We start from the raw sequence: 14,274 nt of genomic DNA on the forward strand, positions 1-14,274 counted from the left end.
AGCGCTAGTTACCCAGTAGGCCGCCGATTGGATCGTCGCGGAAGTCCCGCTCTTCCGCGCCGATATAGGCGAAGATTCCGTCCAATCCCTGGTCGGTCACAGTGCGATTGATCTTGGCTCGGTCGAGCCCAGCACGCCGGATGAAGCTGTGATCTTCTGCAAGACCATCGAAGGTCGAGTAGACGCCAGCTGCCTCTAGCGCATCGTCGATCAGGGGCTCTAATCTCTCATGCAGGCGATCATTGGCAGAACTGCGCAGATATTGCGTGCCGCCATCCTTCTCGCGGATGATGCCGGGCGCGTCGCTGAAAGAGAGGTCGTCGATTGCATCGCGAAATATCGGTTTGGCTTCACCTGCCGCAACGCCTGCCGCATCGTTGATCTTGCGCGTGACGCCGTCGAGCAAACCAAGATCGCTCCCCGCATTGAGTATCCGGCCAAACAGCCCACCGCTTCGTCCGACAATCGGAAGTCCGATGCGGATGTCTTCGTCATCGTAATAGGCCCCGGGTTCGGCCAGTTTGTCGAGCGCATTGTCGCTCGCCCGGCCGAGGATCGAGGAGAGGTTGAGCCCGCTATCGCCAGGCGCAGCCCGGCGCAAAATGTCGCCAAGGTTCTGCGCATGCAGAGTTCCGGGCAATACGATGAGCGCTCCGGTTCCAGCGATGCCCGCCATCACAGCGCGGCGGTTGATACGATTTGTCATTGGCCCTCTCCCGTTAACTCTACAGAAGAGTGTAGCATGAAAATCAGTGTTTGTGGGCCTTTAGCCCTCGCGTGTCTCAAGCCACTCGGCCAAAGCGGCCAGACAGTCGCGAGCAAGCAGCTTGCAGCGTTCGGGTGACCAGCCTTGCTCTGGCTCGGGAAAGTCAGCGAGATCCTTGTACGGCATCTCCAGCGTCATCGCGCAGGCGCCATATCGCTCGGCCACTTGGTTGGTGCTGATGCCCAGATTGGCGCGGCCTTGGGGAGTCTTGGGATAGCCAAGCTTGGTCTGGAAATCGGGCGTGCGGCGGTCGAGGATCGCTTGGTAGCGATAGTATTCATCGCCCAGCGCATCGCTCCAGCTGGGAATGCCTTCAAATCCAGCAAGGAAGACCGCCGGTATGGCCTCGTCGCCGTGTACGTCGATTGCAAAGTCGACCCCGGTTTCGTCCATGCGGTTGCGGATGGCGAGAACCTCGGGCGACTTGTCGGCGCTTGGCTCGGCCCATTCGCGGTTCAAGTTGGTGCCCACTGCATTGGTGCGCAGGTGCCCCCGGCGCGATCCGTCAGGATTGCAATTGGGCACGACATAGATGCGGCAGTCACGGCGCAGTGCGCGCGCCACTGGATCGGTTGGATCGGTGAGGCATTCAAGGGCTCCTTCGATCCACCATTCCGCCTGCGTCTCGCCCGGGTGCTGGCGGGCGTAGAGCCACACTGCGGTTTCGCCTTCGCCCATCTCCAGCATGTCGAGCGGCTGCCCGTCGAGCGTCTCTCCCAAACGCACCAGATCGACGCCATCGCAGGATGCCGCCTCTGCGACGAGGTCGTGATGCCGCTCCATCGAATAAGGCGCAAAATAAGCAAACCAGACGCTAGCCGATGAAGGCGTGTAGCGAATGGTCAGGGTGCCATTCTCTTGATCCTTGTCGAAGCTGGAGGCGGTACGCGCCCAATATTCGCGATCTTCCGAGACGCAGGCATCATATCCGGGCCAGCCGCCGGGATAGGCGCTGTCATTCAAGCCTGTGATCTTAAGCTCGACCTCTTCGCCAGCCGCTCCGGTCACGCGAAAGTGGAACCACTGCGCGAACTCGCTCATGTGATCTTTGGGAATAGCGAGCCGAGCGCGCGTGCCTTCAATCGACAGGACTTCGATATTGCCGCTGTCGAAGCCAGCGTCGATGGCGATGTTGGTCATGTAAGTCCCTTGGAGAGGTAAGAAGGCCTAGAGTTCGTCAACATCTATGCTGACGGTCTCGCCATTGCCACCGGGAAAGTCCTGAAACAAGGCTCCAGCCAAAGCGCGGGCGCTGGCTTCGACGTCAGCGTAGGGTGATTTCATGGAGACAGGCTGCTGCGCGCGCCCCTCCCAAAGGCTTGCGCCATCTTCGCCCGAAATGCGCACGGATAGCTCGCTCAGCACATTGGGGCCGCGCTCGCCTCCGCCCAGATTGATGCCGACGCCAAGCCCAACGCCGCTACCAAAGCCACCGGTTCCACCGCCGACGCCAACGCTAACCGGACCGCGTGAACTGGCTGCGGCCAGTGGATTGCGGCTGGTGCGGATAGTGGCGACCTGAATGCCAGGGCCTTCCTGATCCACGATCGTGTAGCCAACTGCGCTCAGCTCTTCTTCGAGGGCCAGAGTGAAGGCGGCTTTTGCATTCTGATTGGACAGCTCTTCGGGGAAATAGAGCACGATTGGCCCCTGACCGAGGGCTTGGGTGGTCTCGCTTCCGACGAAACGCGTGACCTCCACAGGGCCTGTGTATGTGCCGACGCAAGCTGGCAGAGAAAGTGCAGTGAGAGCGACTAGTGCCCCGCGGGCGAGATTGGATCTGAGTGCGAGCATTGGGAATATCCTTTTCTGACCCGTTTATACGCTCGGATCGAGCCTGTGCAAAAGGGCGATGCGCGCAGTCACATTTTCACGCTTTTGCCATCCATTCCTGTTATGCGCCGCTCCCATGACTGAGACCTTAAAGCCTTCTGTTCTGGTGACCGGCGGGGCCGGCTATATCGGCAGCCATGCTGTCCTCGCGCTGAAAGATGCCGGTTGGCCGGTGGCGGTGATCGACAATTTGTCGACCGGCTTTCGCTTTGCTGTGCCCGATGACGTGCCGTTCTACGAAGGCGATATCGAGGATGCTCAATTGCTCTCGCGCATTTTTGCCGAGCAAGATACAGGCGCGATCATGCACTTTGCAGGCTCAATCATCGTGCCTGAGAGCGTTGAGAACCCGCTCAAATACTATCACAACAACACGGTCAAAAGCCGCGCAGTCATTGCGGCGGCGGTTGAGGCGGGCGTGCCGCACTTTATTTTCTCGTCGACGGCGGCGACCTATGGCGTGCCGGAGGTCGGAGCGGTGAGCGAGGATACGCCTCAGAATCCGATCAATCCCTATGGCGCTTCCAAGTTGATGACCGAGCAGATGCTGGGAGACACGGCGGCAGCGCATGACTTCAACTTCTGTGCGCTGCGCTATTTCAATGTCGCTGGCGCTGACCCGCAGGCGCGCACAGGGCAATCGACGGCGGGTGCGACGCATCTGATCAAAGTCGCGGTTGAGGCGGCCCTCGGCGCGCGCGATGGCGTCAGCGTCTATGGCACCGATTTCGACACTCCGGATGGCACCGGCGTGCGCGACTATATTCATGTCAGTGATCTGGCCGCGGCGCATGTGCTCGCGCTGGAGGCTCTGATCGAACAGCCCGAACGCTCCCTGACGATGAATTGCGGTTATGGGCGCGGGTTTTCGGTGCTCGAAGTGCTCGATGCTGTCGACCGCGTCACCAACCGAACCATTGAACGGCGGATGGAGGGGCGGCGTGCAGGCGACCCCGCTTCGCTGATCTCCAACCCGGCATTGCTGCGCGCGACCTTGCCGTGGGAGCCGAAACACGCCGATCTCGATACGATCATCGCCCATGCGCTCGCTTGGGAGCGGAAACTGGCGGATTTGCGCACAAATGCTTGACCAGAATCGGTAACGCGGTTAAGCGCGCCTTCGAAATCGAAGTGCGCCGGGCAAGCCGCTTGGCGCCTTTTTGTTTGAGAGATTAACGATGAAAATCCGCAACAGCCTCAAGTCGCTGAAAAACCGCCACCGCGATTGCCGCGTGATTCGCCGCCGTGGTCGCACCTATGTGATCAACAAGACCAACCGTCGCTTTAAAGCTCGTCAGGGCTAAATCGACGTCTTGGCCGGTTGCCCTTTGATAGGGCGATCAGCAGCAAAGCAAGCGGCCCGCCTCCAAACCGGAGAGCGGGCCGCAGCTGTTTGAGGAGCTATCTTTCGTGACAAAAGCGCCAGCCAAAGCTGTAGTCTTCGATGTTGGGCGCGTTCTGTTCCATTGGCAATTGCGCGCTCTGTTCGAGAAACTGATCGATGATGCGCAGGAGCTTGACTGGTTTCTGGCAAATGTCGTGACAGAGGAATGGCACTTTCAGCACGATCGCGGCCGACCTCTTGCCGAAATGGTGCCAGAGCGCATCGCCGAGTTCCCGGACTACGCAGTCCATATCCGCGCCTATGCAGACCGGTTCAACGAGACAGTGCCCGGTCCGGTGGTGGGCACGCATGGCATTCTCCGCCGCCTCCACGCGAACGGCGTGCCGCTCTATTGCCTTACCAATTTTGGGCATGAGTTTTGGGAAGGGTTCCGTCCGACCGAGCCAGTCTTCGATCTATTTGACGATATCATCGTCTCAGGCACTGAGAAGGTCGCCAAGCCAGAGGCGCGCATCTACGAAATCGTTGAGGAACGCTCAGGCCGCAAAGGAGGTGATCTCTTCTTCACCGATGACAATGCCGCCAATATTGCGGCCGCCAAGGCGCGCGGTTGGGACGCGCATTTATTCACCGATGCGGTGGCGCTTGAGATGCAGCTGAGGGCGTCCGGGTTTCTGTAGGGCGCGATCCAGCGCTCCCACCAAAAACCCCCGGTGCGCTTCTGGGGATGCGCGACCGGGGGTGAGTGTGCCCGAGTGGAGAACGGGCCGTTTGCCTGAAAGCTGCGAGGTGAGGGGAAGCAACACTCAGGCTGGTATGAGGGATTTAGTTGCCGTTGCAACGCGCCAGCTTGTCATCAGCCAGAGCTTCGCCATTGGCGGTGAAGGATGTGATCTCACCCATTTCGCGGGAAAGGCCACGGCAGACGCGCGAAGGACGCGAAGTGCCTTTGTTGGCAACGCAAGTGGTGCCCTTGCAGGCCCATGCAACGCCGCCTGCCACCGCGCGATTCTCATCAGTCGGGGCTGCGAGGGTCGCGGTGTAGTATGGGCCACTCGATGCAGCGACGGGGGTTGAGGTGGCAACGCCGAAAGTCAGGCCGGTATAGGCCAGAGCGAGGGCGAGAACGGTGAAGCGACCGGTGTTGGATATCGCGTTGGGGAGGAAAGTCTTCATCGTCGGGGTCCTTTCAAATTTTATGTCAGAGTTGGGAACTCGTTCGTGTTGGTTTCGTAGTCATTTGTGCAGTGCAACGTTTCAAAACAAAACCAGTTGCGAATCACTACCTATGTGATTAGGTTTTCAGTTGCAACTAAAAACTGAAATTATTTTGATCGGTTCCCGACCATTCACAAAAAGGGGCTAGATCAGGACGATTGCAAGGCGGCTCCGCCCCGGAATTCCGCGCAATTTTGAGTTTGGCGGCAAACCCGCTAAATAGGTTGCAGGAGAAGGACTGATATGGGCGACATAAGAGAACCGCTGCGCGAGTTGATTGAATGCGGCTTGCCACAAGCGCTTGAAGTGATGGGCGAACGCTGGTCGTTCATGATCCTGAGGGCCAGCTTTAATGGCCTCAAACACTTCGAGGAATTCTTGAGTGAACTGGGTATCGCCCGGAACATTCTCTCCAACCGCCTTGCCAAACTGGTCGACCACGGAATTCTGAAGCGCGAACCGTGCGCAGATGACCGCCGCAAGATCGAATATCGGCTGACGGCAAAGGGCTTTGACTTGCTTCCCGCCATGCTCGCCTTGCGGCAATGGGGCCAGAAGTACGGAGCAGAGCAGGTTGAAAACCCTGTTCTCGTCGATGAACGGGACCGGCTTCCGATTGGCCCAGTTTCGATCCTCGCCCACGATGGCCGCGTGCTGACTCACGAAGACTTGTGGATGGTCCGCCCGGAGGACTTGGGTAAACGCACCGATGGCACGATAGCTGAACCCGGTGTCGCCACCGTGCGCGGCGACATCGTCGATATCGAAGCAGCCAGAAAAGCCGCTGCGAGTTAGCCCAACTGCGACAGGGAAGTCCCTGGCCTGTCATTATAGAGCCTCTTCATATGACTCTCGCTTCGGACGAGCCATCTGCTGACGTCCATCCTGAAAGCGAGACGCTGACCGATCTGTTGCGCCGGACATGGGGCTTCACCGGCTTTCGCGGCACGCAAGAGGCTGTGATCAATCGGATCATGGCGGGTGAGCATACGCTTGCGCTGATGCCAACGGGCGCGGGCAAGTCGTTGTGCTATCAGCTCCCTGCCATTGCGAGGCCTGGCACGGCCATCGTGATTTCTCCGCTTATCGCATTGATGCATGACCAGATCCGTTCGGCGCGCGCCGTCGGCTTGCGGGCCGCGTCGATGACGTCCGCTGACAATGATTTGGCAGAGACAGCCGACGCGATGCGACGCGGCGAGTTGGACCTTCTTTATGTCGCGCCAGAGCGTGCCACCATGTCGGGCTTCCAAGCCCTCTTGGATGAGGCGCACATTTCGCTTTTTGCCATCGACGAGGCGCATTGTGTGTCCGAATGGGGCCATGACTTTCGCACCGACTATCGTGGTCTCACCCCCATGCTCGACCGCTTTGCTGATGTGCCGAGGCTGGCGCTGACGGCAACGGCGGATGAGGTAACGCGCAAAGATGTGCTCAAACAGCTGGGCATTCCGGATGAGGGGCTGGTCCTTGCAGGCTTCGACCGCCCCAACATCCGCTATACGATCCGACCAAGAGCGGGCGGCCCCAAACAGATTGGCGAGTATATCGCGCGGACGCCCGGTGCAGGCATCATCTACGCCAGCAGCCGCAAGGGGTGCGAGGACCTTGCCGCCAAGCTGGTTGATACAGGTCGTCCTATGGGCGTCTACCACGCTGGCCTTCCGCCCGAAGAACGCGCCCGTGTCCAAGCCGAATTTGTCCAGTCAGAGGATATGGTGATGGTCGCCACCATCGCCTTTGGCATGGGCATCGACAAGCCAGACGTGCGCTTTGTCATCCACGCCGGCCTGCCCAAGTCGATTGAGGCTTACTACCAGGAAACCGGGCGCGCGGGCCGCGATGGTGATCCGGCCGAGGCGTTAATGCTTTGGTCGGCGAGTGATTTTGCCCGTGCGAGGCAATGGCTTGCTGATGTCGAAGAATCGCGCCTGGGTGCAGAGCGCGCGCGCCTCAACGCGCTGGCTGCCCTGGTCGAGGCAACAAGCTGCCGCCGCAACATCCTGCTGCGCCACTTTGGCGAAAATCCAACTGAACCTTGCGGCAATTGCGACGTCTGCCTTGAGCCTCCAGAGGTCATCGACGCGACGACAATCGCGCAGAAGCTCCTTTCCGCGGTCTACCGCACCGGCCAGAGCTTCGGGATCGGGCATGTTGAGAAGGTGCTGCTGGGCCGCGATGATGAGCGGGTGCAATCGCGCGGCCATGACAAGCTGTCGGTCTTTGGCATTCTGTCAGATGAAGAGGCTCCGCTGCTGCGCACAGTGATGCGAAATCTCACCGCGCATGAAATGCTGATGCTAACCGAGCATAGCGGCTTGCAGCTGGGCCCGGGCGCACGCGAAGTTCTGAAGGGCGAGCGCGATGTGACCATCGTCCAGCCCCCGAAGAAGAAATCGCGTCGAGCGCGCTCTGGCGCTGTCCCCAATCCCGTGGGCGATCCCTTATTCGATGCGTTGCGAGCCAAACGTGCGGCTCTCGCCAAAGAGAATTCCATCCCCGCCTATATCATCTTCCACGATAGCGTCCTGCGCGCCATGGCGAGTGAGCGTCCTGGCACTCTCGCGCAGATGGGCGAGATTCAGGGTGTCGGTGAGAAGAAGCTCGACAATTGGGGCGGAAAATTCCTCGAAGTCATTCGCGGATTTGAGGCCAGCCTGCCCTAACTCCGGTTTAGCTTCGCCCGATGATCTGGCGATAGGACAAGGCCTCTGCGACATGCGGCCGGGCCACCCGCTCCGCGCCCGCGAGGTCCGCAATGGTTCGGGAGACCCTGAGCACTCGCGTGTATCCACGCGCGGATAGGTTGAGCTTTTCTGCGGCTCTTAAAAGCAACGCGCGGGCCTCATCCTCAGGCGCACAGTGGAGATCGAGCCGCTCGCCTTCGAGCAGAGCATTGGAGCGCACGCCGCGTTTGACCGCGCGCGACCTGGCTTCTGCAACGCGGGCTCCGACCTGCACGCTGCCTTCTTGTGGGGGAGGGAGAGCCATGTCCGCCGCGCTTACCGCGCCGACTTCGACGTGGAGGTCGATCCGGTCGAGCAAGGGCCCCGACAGCCGCGCCTGATAGTCGCCCACACAGCGCGGGTAACGGTTGCACTGGCCTTTGGGATCACCCGCATAGCCACAGCGGCACGGGTTCATCGCGGCCACAAGCTGAACCTGTGCTGGGAAGGTCACATGCGCATTGGCCCGCGCAACATCGACTTTGCCCGTCTCAAGCGGCTGGCGCAGCGAATCGAGCACTGGGCGTTGAAATTCAGGAAGCTCGTCAAGGAACAAGACACCCAGATGGGCAAGGCTCACTTCGCCGGGACGCACTTTCAGACCGCCGCCGGTCAACGCCGCCATACTCGCCGAATGGTGCGGGGCGCGGAACGGGCGAGCGCGGCTGATGCGCCCCTCTTCCAATGTCCCCGCAACGGATTGCACCATGGAGACTTCCAGTGCCTCGGGCGGAGTTAGCTCGGGCAAGATCCCCGGAAGACAGCTCGCCAGCAGGCTTTTGCCTGAACCCGGAGGCCCCATCATCAGCAGATTGTGCCCGCCTGCCGCTGCGATTTCGAGCGCGCGTTTTGCCGTTTCCTGACCCCTCACTTGGCGCAGATCGTTGGAGGGGGCAGCGTCGGCGACCTCTCCGCGAGACGGCTGCTCCAGAACCTGTGATCCTTTGAGATGCGCCAACAACGAGGCAAGATCGCGTGGGGCGAGCACGGGCACATCGCTCGCCCACTTCGCCTCGGGCCCCTGTGCATACGGGCATATCAGCCCCTTTTGGGTCGTATTCGCATGGAGCGCAGCAATCAGCACTCCGGGAGAAGCGACAATGCGCCCATCAAGCGACAATTCTCCCACTGCTACCCAATCGCCCAATTGCTCAGCATCAGTCACGCCCATGGCTGCCAGCAAGGCAAGCGCAATCGGCAGATCATAGTGCGAGCCGTCTTTGGGCAGATCGGCAGGTGACAGGTTGATAGTGATCCGCTTGGGCGGGAGCGCGAGACCCATTGCGGATAGCGCCGCTTGCACACGCTCACGGCTTTCGCTCACCGCCTTGTCAGGCAGTCCCACGATAGAGAATTTCGGCAAGCCAGAGGCAACCTGGCATTGGACTTCGACACCGCGGGCTTCGAGCCCAAGATAAGCGACGGTCTGAACAAGTGCGACCACGTAACTCCCCCAATTACGCTGCACCAATCCCTGTTTGAAGCTTTGCTACGCCTTTGTCGAGGGGTCTTGGGAGATTAACTCAGGCCCCCTTTGGGAAGCCCTGAGGCGTCTTTCCTGTTAAGTCGATAGGTCAGCATTAACAGTTACTTACTTGCTACCTAAGCACCCCTACGAAAGGACTTCGCAAGTATAAACTTTGGCAATTCCTGAACCCGGCAAAGGTATTCCGGTGGCCATGCAAAAGCTTGCCGCCCTGATCCTTGGCTCATTCGTTGCCCTGCAACTCGCATTCGCTGGTTCTCCGGCTTTTGCCAGCGAGCTTGACGTAGCGGAAGCCAATCAAGCGTCGGGTGAGGTTTGCAGCAGCGTCAGAACGGTCTCCTCAGTCAGTTGGATTGAAGAGTGGGATCCCCAGAGCGGCCAATGGGTGCGCGTCGAAGACGAAGCAGCGGCCGCCGACATGCGCGATGTACCGACTGTAACCACGACAATCGTCAATGGCGTCGTCACAGAGCAGAGCTATGCCGACCTTCGTGCAGCCGCGCGCTACTCGCAACCGTCGCCAGCCTATGGTCAGGCACAAATGCTTGCCCAATACGGGCCCTTCATGGTTACCAGCTCGACCAGCGCTGCAATGATCGGAGCGACTGACAGCTCTTCACCGCGGCATTTCGAAGCCATGCTGCGCGACTTCCCCGCAATTGCACTGCTGGAAATGGTTGAGGCTCCGGGCACAAGCAATGACATCGCCAACCTTGCCGTGGGCCGCCGCATCCGCGAGGCAGGGATCGCAACCCATGTCCCCCGTGGTGGCTCAGTACGTTCGGGCGCGGTTGAGCTGTTTCTGGCTGGCAGCACTCGCACAATTGAGGACGGCGCAGAGTTTGCCGTGCATTCCTGGCTCGACAATTACGGGCGGGAGGCAGACGACTTTGCGGTCGATGATCCAACCCACCGGCTCTATCTCGATTATTACGTCGAAATGGGCATGAGCGAGACGCGTGCGCGTGAGTTCTACGCCATGACCAATTCCGTTCCGCATGCGACGGCCCTGTGGTTGAGGGCGGACGATATGCGGTTCTGGATCCGGCCAGAGGATCGTGCAGATCAGCGTCCCTCGGCACAGATAGACTTCGGCAAGATGGCCGGGATTGTCGCAAAGGCAACCACTGCATTCGAACAGCGCGTGCTCGATGCAAGCCAGCTTGCCATTCCGCTACGTGTTCAGATCGGCTATTCTGACCTGAGCGAGACCACTTTGGCCGAGCTTGCGCCCCATCATGCTGACCTGCGTGCTCAGCCTCAGCTGGCGCTGGCCCAATTTGACGGTCTTCGTCTTGACTCTGGACCTGCTTTTCCATAACAGCGCGCGCTTGATCGAGCCGTTTGTAAGAACGCTCACCAAAGACTGCTGTCCAGCGCAGCGGTATTTTCTAATCGAACCGAGTTTTTCGAGGATATCATGAAGCGGACTTTCCAGCCCAGCAATCTCGTGCGTGCCCGTCGGCACGGTTTCTTCGCACGCAAGGCAACTCCGGGCGGCCGCAAGGTCATTCGTGAGCGTCGCCGTCGCGGTCGCAAGAAGCTTACGGCGTAATTTTCAGGCGCCCAAAGGCGCCGGGCGCGGCCCATCCGGGCCGCTTGGCTTCCGCCGCATAAACGGCGACGCGTAGTCACGCTTTCGGGCTCCCATGGGAGCCCGTTTGCGTATCTGGCCTTTGCGCGTGTGATCTCGTAATCTCACCCTATGCCTACCGTTCTCACCAAACGCGCTGATTTTCTTGCAGCCAATAGGGGCCTGCGGAATGCGCGCGTCGGTTTTGTGCTGCTGACGCGGCCCAATGGCGGGCAGGGCGTGCGCTATGGCATCACTGTCACCAAGAAGATCGGAAATGCGGTGGTGCGCAATCGGATGAAGCGGCGGTTTCGGGAACTGCTGCGCGCAGCCTTGCCGGGGCGAGGCTTGGCTGACACCGACCATGTCCTTATCGGTCGCAGCGGAGGCGTCGAGCGCGATTTCCACGTGATGGCGGATGAGCTTGAGGTCGCCTTGGGCCGAGCTGCGGCAGGCCAGGGCGATCCGCGCAACGGGCGTCGGCCCCGGCGTGGCAATCGCGGCAGGAGCGGGCAAAAGTGAAGCACATTCTCATCTTCATCGCGCGCGCTTGGCAGTGGGGTCCGTCGCGCATTTTGCCTCCGACCTGCCGTTACGCGCCGTCTTGCAGCCAATACGCGATTGAGGCGGTTTCAAAATATGGCGCGTTCAAGGGTGGATGGCTCGCAATAAAGCGTATAGGGCGCTGCCATCCATGGGGAGGGCATGGGCACGATCCGGTTCCTTGAAGGCGATTCGCCCAGCAAATCGCGTAATATGGGGTTGGAAAAGCTCAGTGCTCTACCCAAGTAACACACCAATGAAGCGTTCTCGCATCTGAGTATCTTAGGGCAAAATCTTGGACAATCAGCGTAATCTCGTGCTCGCCGTCGTGCTTAGCCTGCTGCTGCTTTTCGGCTGGCAGGCCGGGATGGACTTTTTCTATCCTCAACCCGATGAACCCCTTGTGGCGGCCTCTGATGAGGCGTCGCCCACCGCGACCAGCACAGCTTCTGCAACCGCCACTGCGACAACTGGTTCAGGCAATGGCGACCTGGCAGAGCTGGCGCCTGAAGAAGGCCCGGTTGAACTGGCAGACGCACTCGCGAGTGAGACCCGTATTCCGATCGAAGCACCGCGCGTGTCCGGCTCGATCAATCTGGTCGGTGCGCGCATCGATGACATCACGCTCAACGACTATGACGAGACGCTGGACGATGGCAGCCCCCCGGTTCGCATCTTCGCGCCGGACCGCACCGATGCACAGCATTTCGCCGAGTTCGGGTTCATTGTTGGCGGAGAGCGCATGTCGAGCCGCGCTGTCTGGGAAGCGGACGGAGAAAAACTGACTGCGGAAACGCCGGTCACTCTTTCGCGCACAGACGAGAGCGGCCTGACCTTCCGTATCAAGCTGTCGATTGACGACAATTACATGATCGCTGCTGAGCAGTCGGTCGAGAATGCAACCGAAAACGCCGCCATTGTGCAGCCTTTCGCGCTGATCAAGCGGACCAGCACGACCGCTACCCCTGACCAATTTATCGCGCATGCTGGTCCGACCGGCGTGTTCGGTGGGGCGCTTTATGACCCCAATTCGTATGAAGAGCTGGCCGAGCTGGGCCGCGACAATCCGGCAGGTGCAGTCTCATGGCTTGGCTTCACTGACAATTACTGGGCCTCCTCGCTCATCCCAGGCGATGGCCAAGCAGACTCTGCTGGCTGGCGTTCGTTGGGAGACAGTCTGTTCCGCGCAGACCTTATCTATGAAGCTCAAACCGTTCCCGCCGGTGGGACGCTGACGCAATCGACCCAGCTCTTTGCAGGTGCCAAGGAAAGCAATGTCCTCGACGCTTACGAAGACACCGGCATTACCTATTTCGGCAAGGCCATCAGCTGGGGTTGGTTTGAGTGGTTTGAGAAACCGCTTTTGTGGCTCCTCACAACGCTCAATGGCCTTGTTGGCAACTTCGGTGTGGCGATCATCCTGCTGACCGTCATCATTCGCGGCTTTCTTTTCCCGATTGCTCAGAAGCAATTCTCTTCGATGGCGCAGATGAAAGCTGTCCAGCCGAAGATGAAGGCGATTCAAGAGCGCTACAAGGACGACAAACAGACCCAGCAGCAAAAGATTATGGAGCTGTATAAGGAGGAGAAGGTCAATCCGCTCGCGGGCTGTCTTCCGCTCCTGATCCAGATTCCGATCTTCTTCGCTCTGTATAAAGTCCTGATCCTTGCGATTGAGATGCGGCACGAGCCGTTCCTCTATATAAGCGATCTGGCCTCGCCTGATCCAGCCACGATTCTCAATCTGTTTGGCCTGTTGCCATACGATGTGCCGGGCTTCCTTGGCATTGGTATCCTTGCGATCTTGCTGGGTGTGACGATGTGGCTGACCTTCAAGCTCAACCCGAGCGCGATGGATCCGATGCAGCAGCAGATCTTCAATCTGATGCCGTGGATCCTGATGTTCGTGATGGCACCGTTTGCAGCCGGCTTGCTGCTTTACTGGGTTACCTCGAACATCCTGACGCTGGCGCAGCAAAGCTATCTCTATTCCAAGCACCCGCAATTGAAAGCGGCGGCTGAGAAAGAGAAAGCGGAGAAGGCCCGCGAAAAGGCGGCCCGTGAGGAAGCCGAAAAGAGCGAGGCTTAAAGCTGGCCATGACACTTGAAGAAGAGCGCGCGCAGGCTCACCGCGAAAGAGCGGCATCGCGGCTTTTCTCTGGCCGCGTCGACTTTCTGCTGTCCGCACCGCAGCTGAAATTCCTGCCTGATCCGACCTGCCCTGAGATCGCCTTTTGCGGTCGCAGCAACGTGGGCAAGTCCTCGCTCCTCAACGCTCTGACAGGCCGCAAGAACATTGCGCGCGCCTCAGTCACGCCGGGCCGCACGCAGGAATTGAACTTCTTTGACGTGGGCGGTGAGCCGGGCGGACCTCCACTGTTTCGCATGGTCGATATGCCCGGCTATGGTTTTGCCAAGGCGCCGGTCAAAGTGGTTGAGCGGTGGAAGAAGCTGGTGCGAAGCTATTTGCGCGGACGAGCGGTGCTGGCGCGCAATCTGGTGCTCGTCGACAGCCGCCACGGCATGAAGGATGTCGACCGCGAGATGATGACCATGCTGGACGAGGCAGCTGTTGGTTATCGCATCGTCCTCACCAAGACCGACAAGATCAAGGCAAGCGCGTTGGAGAAAGTCGGCAACCAGGTCGCGGACGAAGCCAAACGCCACGTCGCCGCCTTCCCCGAACTGCACCTCACCAGCAGCGAGAAAGGAATGGGCATCGATACCTTGCGCGCTGCTGTGGTTGCGGATGCACTGGGCGAAAGCTGGTTCGAGAAGAACTGA

The 14,274-nt window shown here is 59.7% G+C and carries 16 protein-coding genes; 11 read left to right on the forward strand and 5 right to left on the reverse strand.

Annotated features, from left to right (window positions below):
- Positions 1-4: 4 nt before the first annotated feature.
- Genes AC0V6X_RS15440 through AC0V6X_RS15450 form a run of 3 tightly spaced genes read right to left on the reverse strand, consistent with a single transcriptional unit; the run spans position 5 to position 2,560 of the window.
- The gene (locus AC0V6X_RS15440) at positions 5-706 is read right to left on the reverse strand and encodes a DUF4197 domain-containing protein (protein ID WP_486185433.1); all 702 of its coding nucleotides are present in this window, start codon (positions 704-706) and stop codon (positions 5-7) included.
- Positions 707-766: 60 nt separating this feature from the next.
- Positions 767-1,906, reverse strand: coding sequence for a M14 family metallopeptidase (locus tag AC0V6X_RS15445; RefSeq protein WP_486185434.1), 1,140 nt, complete (start codon positions 1,904-1,906; stop codon positions 767-769).
- A gap of 27 nt (positions 1,907-1,933) precedes the next feature.
- Positions 1,934-2,560, reverse strand: coding sequence for a hypothetical protein (locus AC0V6X_RS15450; protein WP_486185435.1), 627 nt, complete (start codon positions 2,558-2,560; stop codon positions 1,934-1,936).
- A 115-nt stretch (positions 2,561-2,675) separates the two neighbouring features.
- Between AC0V6X_RS15450 and galE the strand changes: the two genes are divergently transcribed.
- The 3 genes from galE to AC0V6X_RS15465 all read left to right on the forward strand — a co-directional run bounded on the left by galE (position 2,676) and on the right by AC0V6X_RS15465 (position 4,624).
- Complete coding sequence (galE, locus tag AC0V6X_RS15455) at positions 2,676-3,689, forward strand: UDP-glucose 4-epimerase GalE (protein ID WP_486185436.1); 1,014 nt, start codon at positions 2,676-2,678, stop codon at positions 3,687-3,689.
- An 88-nt stretch (positions 3,690-3,777) separates the two neighbouring features.
- A complete protein-coding gene (ykgO, locus tag AC0V6X_RS15460) occupies positions 3,778-3,903 on the forward strand; it encodes a type B 50S ribosomal protein L36 (RefSeq protein ID WP_007165381.1) in 126 nt (41 codons plus the stop codon).
- 106 nt (positions 3,904-4,009) lie between these two features.
- Entirely contained in the window at positions 4,010-4,624 is a 615-nt protein-coding gene (locus AC0V6X_RS15465) for an HAD-IA family hydrolase (RefSeq protein ID WP_486185437.1), read from the forward strand.
- Positions 4,625-4,769: 145 nt separating this feature from the next.
- Here AC0V6X_RS15465 and AC0V6X_RS15470 read toward each other — a convergent pair whose 3' ends face one another.
- Positions 4,770-5,120, reverse strand: coding sequence for a DUF8200 family protein (locus AC0V6X_RS15470; RefSeq protein WP_486185438.1), 351 nt, complete (start codon positions 5,118-5,120; stop codon positions 4,770-4,772).
- Positions 5,121-5,405: 285 nt separating this feature from the next.
- Between AC0V6X_RS15470 and AC0V6X_RS15475 the strand changes: the two genes are divergently transcribed.
- Together AC0V6X_RS15475 and recQ are read left to right on the forward strand one after the other, a co-directional pair.
- The gene (locus AC0V6X_RS15475) at positions 5,406-5,957 is read left to right on the forward strand and encodes a winged helix-turn-helix transcriptional regulator (protein WP_486185439.1); all 552 of its coding nucleotides are present in this window, start codon (positions 5,406-5,408) and stop codon (positions 5,955-5,957) included.
- 50 nt (positions 5,958-6,007) lie between these two features.
- Entirely contained in the window at positions 6,008-7,828 is a 1,821-nt protein-coding gene (gene recQ, locus AC0V6X_RS15480; protein ID WP_486185440.1) for a DNA helicase RecQ, read from the forward strand.
- 7 nt (positions 7,829-7,835) lie between these two features.
- On the opposite strand, the gene AC0V6X_RS15485 is transcribed toward recQ, so the two are convergent.
- Complete coding sequence (locus AC0V6X_RS15485) at positions 7,836-9,332, reverse strand: YifB family Mg chelatase-like AAA ATPase (protein ID WP_486185441.1); 1,497 nt, start codon at positions 9,330-9,332, stop codon at positions 7,836-7,838.
- A 196-nt stretch (positions 9,333-9,528) separates the two neighbouring features.
- On the opposite strand from AC0V6X_RS15485, the gene AC0V6X_RS15490 reads away from it, so the two are divergent.
- The 6 genes from AC0V6X_RS15490 to yihA all read left to right on the forward strand — a co-directional run bounded on the left by AC0V6X_RS15490 (position 9,529) and on the right by yihA (position 14,274).
- Positions 9,529-10,695: a hypothetical protein gene (locus tag AC0V6X_RS15490; RefSeq protein WP_486185442.1), complete on the forward strand. Its 1,167-nt coding sequence runs from the start codon at positions 9,529-9,531 to the stop codon at positions 10,693-10,695.
- Between the two features lie 99 nt (positions 10,696-10,794).
- Positions 10,795-10,929 (forward strand): 50S ribosomal protein L34, encoded by a 135-nt coding sequence (gene rpmH, locus AC0V6X_RS15495; RefSeq protein WP_486185443.1) that lies wholly within the window; start codon positions 10,795-10,797, stop codon positions 10,927-10,929.
- Positions 10,930-11,079: 150 nt separating this feature from the next.
- Positions 11,080-11,469: a ribonuclease P protein component gene (gene rnpA / locus AC0V6X_RS15500; protein WP_486185444.1), complete on the forward strand. Its 390-nt coding sequence runs from the start codon at positions 11,080-11,082 to the stop codon at positions 11,467-11,469.
- Positions 11,466-11,675 carry a membrane protein insertion efficiency factor YidD gene (yidD, locus tag AC0V6X_RS15505; protein ID WP_486185445.1) on the forward strand — a complete coding sequence of 70 codons (210 nt, stop codon included), beginning with the start codon at positions 11,466-11,468 and terminating at the stop codon, positions 11,673-11,675. The genes rnpA and yidD overlap by 4 nt, the downstream gene beginning before the upstream one ends.
- 110 nt (positions 11,676-11,785) lie before the next feature.
- Positions 11,786-13,579, forward strand: coding sequence for a membrane protein insertase YidC (gene yidC / locus AC0V6X_RS15510; RefSeq protein ID WP_486185446.1), 1,794 nt, complete (start codon positions 11,786-11,788; stop codon positions 13,577-13,579).
- An 8-nt stretch (positions 13,580-13,587) separates the two neighbouring features.
- Positions 13,588-14,274: a ribosome biogenesis GTP-binding protein YihA/YsxC gene (gene yihA / locus AC0V6X_RS15515; RefSeq protein WP_486185447.1), complete on the forward strand. Its 687-nt coding sequence runs from the start codon at positions 13,588-13,590 to the stop codon at positions 14,272-14,274.

It is taken from the genome of Erythrobacter sp. S267 (genome assembly GCF_057365045.1).

Excerpts from the sequence above, each read along its gene's own strand:
- AC0V6X_RS15450 (WP_486185435.1), bottom strand. The coding sequence starts at position 2,560 with ATGCTCGCACTCAGATCCAATCTCGCCCGCGGGGCACTAGTCGCTCTC.
- AC0V6X_RS15470 (WP_486185438.1), bottom strand. The coding sequence starts at position 5,120 with ATGAAGACTTTCCTCCCCAACGCGATATCCAACACCGGTCGCTTCACC.
- rnpA (WP_486185444.1), top strand. The coding sequence starts at position 11,080 with ATGCCTACCGTTCTCACCAAACGCGCTGATTTTCTTGCAGCCAATAGG.
- galE (WP_486185436.1), top strand. The coding sequence starts at position 2,676 with ATGACTGAGACCTTAAAGCCTTCTGTTCTGGTGACCGGCGGGGCCGGC.
- recQ (WP_486185440.1), top strand. The coding sequence starts at position 6,008 with ATGACTCTCGCTTCGGACGAGCCATCTGCTGACGTCCATCCTGAAAGC.
- AC0V6X_RS15440 (WP_486185433.1), bottom strand. The coding sequence starts at position 706 with ATGACAAATCGTATCAACCGCCGCGCTGTGATGGCGGGCATCGCTGGA.
- AC0V6X_RS15445 (WP_486185434.1), bottom strand. The coding sequence starts at position 1,906 with ATGACCAACATCGCCATCGACGCTGGCTTCGACAGCGGCAATATCGAA.
- AC0V6X_RS15475 (WP_486185439.1), top strand. The coding sequence starts at position 5,406 with ATGGGCGACATAAGAGAACCGCTGCGCGAGTTGATTGAATGCGGCTTG.
- rpmH (WP_486185443.1), top strand. The coding sequence starts at position 10,795 with ATGAAGCGGACTTTCCAGCCCAGCAATCTCGTGCGTGCCCGTCGGCAC.
- ykgO (WP_007165381.1), top strand. The coding sequence starts at position 3,778 with ATGAAAATCCGCAACAGCCTCAAGTCGCTGAAAAACCGCCACCGCGAT.
- yihA (WP_486185447.1), top strand. The coding sequence starts at position 13,588 with ATGACACTTGAAGAAGAGCGCGCGCAGGCTCACCGCGAAAGAGCGGCA.